Genomic DNA, 6,217 nt, shown 5'->3' on the forward strand with positions numbered 1-6,217 from the left:
GCCGTGACGGGCGGCTCCGGGGGCGCGACCGGGCAGGGACGGCTGCGGGCAGGCGGACGTGCGAGGACGGCTCCGGGCTCGCGGCTCCGTGCTCTCGGCTCGGCTCTCGGCCGCAGGCTCTCGGCTCCGGGCTCGCGGCTCCGGGCCTCAGCGCAGGACGTGGCCCTCGACGTCGACGGGAGCCCGGGCGGTGAGGCGCTTCAGCCGCATCGCGGGGCGCTCGACCAGCAGCCAGCTCGCCCACGCGAGGGGGACCGTCGCTGCGACCGAGAGCGCGATGTACGCCCAGAGCGGCACGTCGGCTCCGGCTCCGACGATCGCCAGCGAGAGCAGCTGCTGCACGGGGAACGCGTAGATGTACATCCCGTAGGAGACGTCGTGGGTCGCGCCCACTCGACGCAGGGGGAGCCTGGCGCCGAGCGCGACCATCAGATAGGCGAGGGGGAGGCCGGCGAGCACGCGGTAGAGGCCGGCCGCGATCACGAGGACGAGCAGCACGGCCGCGGCAGCGGTGAGCGCGCCCGTCAGGGGGAGGCGGTCGCGGTACAGGTGCACGAGCGCGCCGGCGAGGAAGTACCCGACGAGCGTCACCGTCTGGTTGAGGGGCGCCGGGAACGGGACGAGGTCCGTCGCGAGCACCGCCGCGACGAGGGTGAGGCCCGCGAATCCCGCGACCACGAGGGGGCGCACCCAGCGCGCGGGCGCCAGGGAGACGAGCAGGCCGATCACGACGTAGCTGACGAACTCGTAGAACAGGCTCCAGAGCGAGCCGTTCCACGCGCCCGGGTAGGGCACGGAGCCGAGCATCCCCGCGATCCCGTACTCCCGGATGTAGAGGGCCGCATTGGCGACCACGAAGCGCACCGCCCCGGCCGCGCTGTACTCGCCGGCTCCGAGGAGGAGCGACGCGAGCGGTGCGGCGACGAAGGCCACGACCAGGAGCGAGACGAGGAAGGCGGGATAGATGCGGAGGAAGCGCCGCCAGAGGAAGTCGACCAGCGATCGCGAGCGCAGCCTGCTCGCGGTGATCAGGAAGCCGGAGGTGGCGAAGAACCCGCCGACCGCCCAGGCGCCGAGGGTGGAGCCGCCGAACCCGGGGTCGTCGCCGTAGCCGCCGAGGGGGAAGGAGTGCGACACGATGACGAGGACCGCCAGCCCGAGCCGCAGGGCGTTGATGCTGTTCGACCGCGGGTCGAAGGCGGAGCCGACGGTCGGGCGCGGGCGCGTGCGTGGCGCGCGGGCGGGCGCGGCGGTGCGCCGGCCGTTCTCCTGGCGGGTCATGCGCACATCCTGCTGACCCCGGCCGCCGCCGTCGATCGGGCGTGGGACGCGCCGCGCTCCTCCCGGAGGGCCCGCGCGCCAGCAACGACGCGCGCTCCACCCCTGCGGACCCGCCGCGGAGCTGACGCGGACTGACGTGCGGCCTGCGGCTGATCCCTCTCCGCCCGGTCGTCCCTCCGTCGCCCTCTCCGCGAGACGCCGCTCCGGTAGCGACACGCCGGAGCGGGCGTACCGGAGCGGCACCTCGTGGCAGGCGGTCGTATCACGCCGGTCGGACCGCGCCGGTCGGATCACGCCGGTCGGATCACGCCGGTCAGAGCAGCCCGTCCGTGAGGTGGTCCGGCGTGCCGAAGCGGTGGGCCGTGATCGACACGGCCTGCTCGCGGAGGAACGGCAGCAGCTCCAGCCGGCCCGCCTCGGTCGCCGCGCCCGCGTAGACCGCGAGGTCGGGGCGCCCGCCCGTCACGGCCGTCACCGTCGCGGCGGACGCGCCCAGCAGGCGCACCCGTCCGGCGCCGTGCGCGCGCACCCGCGCCTCCCACGCCGCGTCGTCCTCGACCACGACGGCGCCGGCCGCCTCGTCGAGACCGGCGGCGAGCTGCGGAGGCAGCGCCGCGGCGCTCGAGACGACCACCCGTGCCTGCGCGGTCGCCGCCGCGACGGCCACCCGCACGAGCGAGCCCAGCGGCTCCCCGGCGGCCAGGCGCACCAGCACGGCGGAGTCGTAGGGCAGGCGGCGGAAGACGTTGCGCTCCGCCTCCAGCCCCGTCACGTCGCGAGGAGTGCCCGCGGCCCACGCCGCCGCGCAGCTGCGCGCCGTCCGCTCCACCGCGGCGTGCTCCTCCGCCGGGAGCTCCGCGCGCGACGCGGCGAGCAGGCGGGCGGCCGGTCCGACGACCGGAGCGGTAGCCTCCGACGGCGCCGCGGTCCAGGAGCCCAGGCCGAGCAGGTAGTCCGGCCCGCCCGCCTTGGTGCCCGGGCCGACCGCCGACTTCTTCCAGCCGCCGAACGGCTGGCGCTGCACGATCGCCCCGGTGATCCCGCGGTTCACGTAGAGGTTGCCGGCCTCGATCCCGTCGAGCCAGGTGCCGATCTCCTCCGGGTCGAGCGCGTGCAGGCCCGAGGTGAGCCCGTAGTCGACCTCGTTGACGATCGCGATCGCCTCGTCGAGGGTCGCCGCCGTCATGATCCCGAGGATCGGCCCGAAGTACTCGGTGCGGTGGAACTCGGACCCGCGGCGCACGCCGTCGCGGACGCCGGGGCTCCACAGGCGTCCGGAGTCGTCGAGGCTCCGCGGCTGCAGCAGCCAGGTCTCACCGGCGCCGAGCCCGGTCAGGCCGCGCAGCAGCTTGCCCTCGGCGGGTTCGATCACCGGCCCCATCCGCGTCGCGGGATCGGTCGGGTAGCCGACCGTGAGGGAGGAGACCGCGTCGAGCAGCTGCGCGCGGAACCGCTTCGAGCGCGCGACGGAGCCCACCAGCACGACGAGCGAGGCGGCGGAGCACTTCTGGCCCGCGTGCCCGAAGGCGCTCGCCACCACGTCCTTCACCGCCAGGTCGAGGTCGGCCGAGGGGGTGACCACGATCGCGTTCTTGCCGCTCGTCTCGGCGAGCAGCGGGAGGTCGTTCCGGAAGGAGCGGAACAGCTCCGCCGTCTCGTAGGCGCCGGTGAGGATCACCCGGTCGACCTGCGGGGAGGCGATCAGGTCGCGCCCCAGCTCCTCCTCCGGCAGGCGGAGCAGGCGCAGGGCCTCGCGGGGCACGCCCGCCGCCCACAGCGCCTCGGCCACCACGGCGCCGCAGCGCGCGGTCGGACCGGCGGGCTTCAGCACCACGGCGGAGCCGGCCGCGAGCGCCGCGAGGACGCCGCCGGCCGGGATCGCGACCGGGAAGTTCCACGGCGGAGCGACCAGGGTCAGCGCGGCCGGGTGGAAGCGGGCGCCGTCGACCGCGTCGAGCTCGAGGGCGCGCTCGGCGTAGTAGTGGGCGAAGTCCACGGCCTCCGAGACCTCGGGGTCGCCCTGGTCGAGGGTCTTGCCACCCTCGGCCGCCATGACCTCGAGCAGCTCGGCGCGGCGCGCCTCCAGCTCGTCGCCCGCGCGGTGCAGGATGCGGGCGCGCTCCTCGGCCGGGACGTCGCTCCAGCCGCTGCCGCGGGCGCCGGAGAGCACCGACTCCAGCTCGTCGAGGGTGCCGATCGTGGCGGCCTCGATCGCGTCGGCGCCGGCCCGGGAGGAGGGGACGCGCGCGAGGATCGCCTGCGCCCACTCGCGGTTCGCGGCGACGGACGGGTCGGTGTCGGGGGTGCTGCGGAAGTCGCCCGGTCCCGGACGGCCGCTCGCGGCGAACCGGTCGGGCACGCGGTGCGCCGGGGGGACGGCCCCGTCGAGGGCGGCGACGGAGGCGCGGAACCGCTCCTCCTCCCGCGCGAAGAGCGCCGGGTCGGCCTCGAGCTCGAAGACGGCCGACATGAAGTTCTGGCTCGACGCGCCCTCCTCCAGCCGGCGGATCAGGTAGGCGATCGCCACGTCGAACTCGGCCGGCGCGACGACCGGCGTGTAGAGCAGGAGCGAGCCGACCGTGCGGCGCACCGCCTCCGCCTGGCCCTGGGCCATGCCGAGGAGCATCTCGTACTCGATCCCCTCGCGGACGCCGCGGGTGCCGGCGAGCAGCCACGAGTACGCGACGTCGAAGAGGTTGTGCCCGGCGACGCCGACCCGCACGTTGCGGATCCGCTCCGGGTGCAGCGCGTAGTCGACGACGCGCTTGTAGTTCGTGTCGGAGTCCTGCTTGCTGCTCCAGGTCGCCAGCGGCCAGCCGTGGACCGAGGCCTCGACCTGCTCCATCGGCAGGTTCGCGCCCTTGACCAGGCGCACCTTGATGCCGGCGCCGCCGCGGGCCCGGCGGGCGGCGCTCCACTCCTGCAGGCGGATCATCGCCGAGAGCGCGTCCGGCAGGTAGGCCTGCAGCACGATGCCGGCCTCGAGGCCGAGGAACTCCGGCCGGTCGAGGATGCGGGTGAAGACCGCGATGGTGAGGTCGAGGTCCTTGTACTCCTCCATGTCGAGGTTGACGAACTTCTGCGGCGAGGACGCGGCGGCCCGGGCGAACAGCGGCGCCAGCTCCTCCACGATGTCGTCGACCGCGGCGTCGAAGGCCCACGGGTTGTGCGGGGCGGTGCTCGAGGAGACCTTGATCGAGACGTAGTCGACGTCGTCGCGGGCGAGGAGCCGGTGCGTCCCCTCCAGGCGGCGGTGGGCCTCCTCGCGGCCGAGGACGGCCTCGCCGAGCAGGTTCATGTTGAGCCGGACGCCGTCGCGGCGGATCGCGGCGATGGCCGGGCCCAGGCGGGAGTCGGTCGCGTCGATGATCAGGTGGCCGACCATCCGTCGCAGCACCCGGCGCGCGATCGGCACCACGACGTCCGGGAGGAGCGGCGCCATGACGCCGCCGAGGGCGACCGCGCCGCGCATCGGAGCCGGGAGGAAGGACGGCACGCCGCCCGCGATCGCCTTCAGCGCCGCCGCCGCGACGCGGGTGTCCTCGGGTCGGACGACGCCGTCGACGAAGCCGACCGTGAAGTCCAGGCCGGCCGGGTCCTTCAGCACGCCCGCCAGCTGCGCCCCGGAGGCGTCGATCGGGATCGCGGACGCCTCGCGCAGCCAGCGCCGCACCAGCGCGACGCTCTCGTCGACCAGGCGGGGATCGATCGAATCGGCGGACGGGCCGTCGGCGGCGGGGCCGGTGGCGAGAGCGGGGCTGGCGAGATCCGTCATGGTGCGGTCCTTCTGCTCTGAGGTGGGTGCCTTCAGTATTCGACCGACTACCGTTGAGCAGAAGCGACCGTTTCTTACCGGTACCGGTCAGCTCAGCTGAACGATCGGGGAGACGCCGTGCTCGATGTCCGCCGCCTGGTCCTGCTCCGCGAGGTGGCCATCCGCGGCACTCTCGCCGCCGCGGCCGAGGCCCTCGCCTACAGTCCCTCCGCCGTCTCGCAGCAGCTCGCCGTGCTCGAGCGCGAGGCCGGCGTCGAGCTGCTGCGGAAGGCGGGCCGGCGCGTGCAGCTCACACCCCAGGCCGAGATCCTGGTCGAGGCGGCCGGCGAGGTGATGGCCCTGCTCGAGCGGGCGGAGGCGGCGCTCGCGGCCTCGGGGGAGTCGGTGACCGGGCGGGTGCGCGTCGCGGTGTTCCAGTCGGCCGCGCTCGCGCTCATGCCGGGTGCGCTCCGGGCCGTCGCCGACCGCTTCCCGGAGGTGCGGATCGAGATGGTGCAGCGCGAGCCGGAGGGCGCTCTGCACGAGACGTCGTGGGCGCGGGAGTTCGACCTCGTCGTCGCCGAGCAGTACCCCGGCCACTCGACCTCCTGGCTGCCCGGACTGGTGCGCAGCGACCTGACGACCGACGCGATCCGCCTCGCCGTGAGCCGCGACTCCGCCGTCGTCGACCTCGCCTCGGCCCGCGACTCCGCCTGGGTGATGGAGCCGCGCGGCACCGCGAGCCGCCACTTCGCCGAGCAGACCTGCCGGGTCGCGGGCTTCGAGCCGGACGTCCGCTTCGAGACCGCCGACCTGCAGGCGCAGATCCGACTCGCCGCCTCCGGCCACGCCGTCGCCCTGATGCCCGACCTGGTCTGGGCGGGCGAGGCGCCGGACTGCCGCCTCCTCAAGCTGCCCGGCACGCCCCGCCGCACGATCTTCACCGCCCAGCGCGAGGCGCAGCTGGCGTCGCCGGCCGTGCGGGTGTTCCGGGAGTGCCTGGCGGAGGTGGCGGGGCGGTTCGCGTGAGGCTGAGGGTGTGCGGGGGTGCGGGAGGCGGGGCAGGGTCGCGTTGGTGCGTGTGGTGAGTGTGGACACCGGGAGGGCGGGGTCGGACGCGTAGGGCGGCGTCGCCAGCGTCAGGTACTCGAAGTGCGTGAGTCCCGCGTCGCGCTGCAGCTG

General features: G+C 75.0%; 3 protein-coding genes. 1 reads left to right on the top strand and 2 read right to left on the bottom strand.

Translation table 11 applies throughout. The annotated features are described in order from the left end of the window. Positions 1-147 precede the first annotated feature (147 nt). On the bottom strand, positions 148-1,281 hold the full coding sequence (locus C5C69_RS16405; protein WP_104234614.1) for an acyltransferase: 1,134 nt from the start codon (positions 1,279-1,281) through the stop codon (positions 148-150). A gap of 313 nt (positions 1,282-1,594) precedes the next feature. Further along, entirely contained in the window at positions 1,595-5,056 is a 3,462-nt protein-coding gene (locus C5C69_RS16410; protein ID WP_104258307.1) for a bifunctional proline dehydrogenase/L-glutamate gamma-semialdehyde dehydrogenase, read from the bottom strand. Positions 5,057-5,173: 117 nt separating this feature from the next. On the opposite strand from C5C69_RS16410, the gene C5C69_RS16415 reads away from it, so the two are divergent. Further along, positions 5,174-6,064, top strand: a complete 891-nt coding sequence (locus tag C5C69_RS16415) for a LysR family transcriptional regulator (protein WP_104234616.1) — start codon at positions 5,174-5,176, stop codon at positions 6,062-6,064. Positions 6,065-6,217: the final 153 nt, after the last annotated feature.

Source organism: Rathayibacter sp. AY1C7 (genome assembly GCF_002931865.1).
In the GTDB taxonomy this organism is placed as follows: Bacteria; Actinomycetota; Actinomycetes; order Actinomycetales; family Microbacteriaceae; genus Rathayibacter.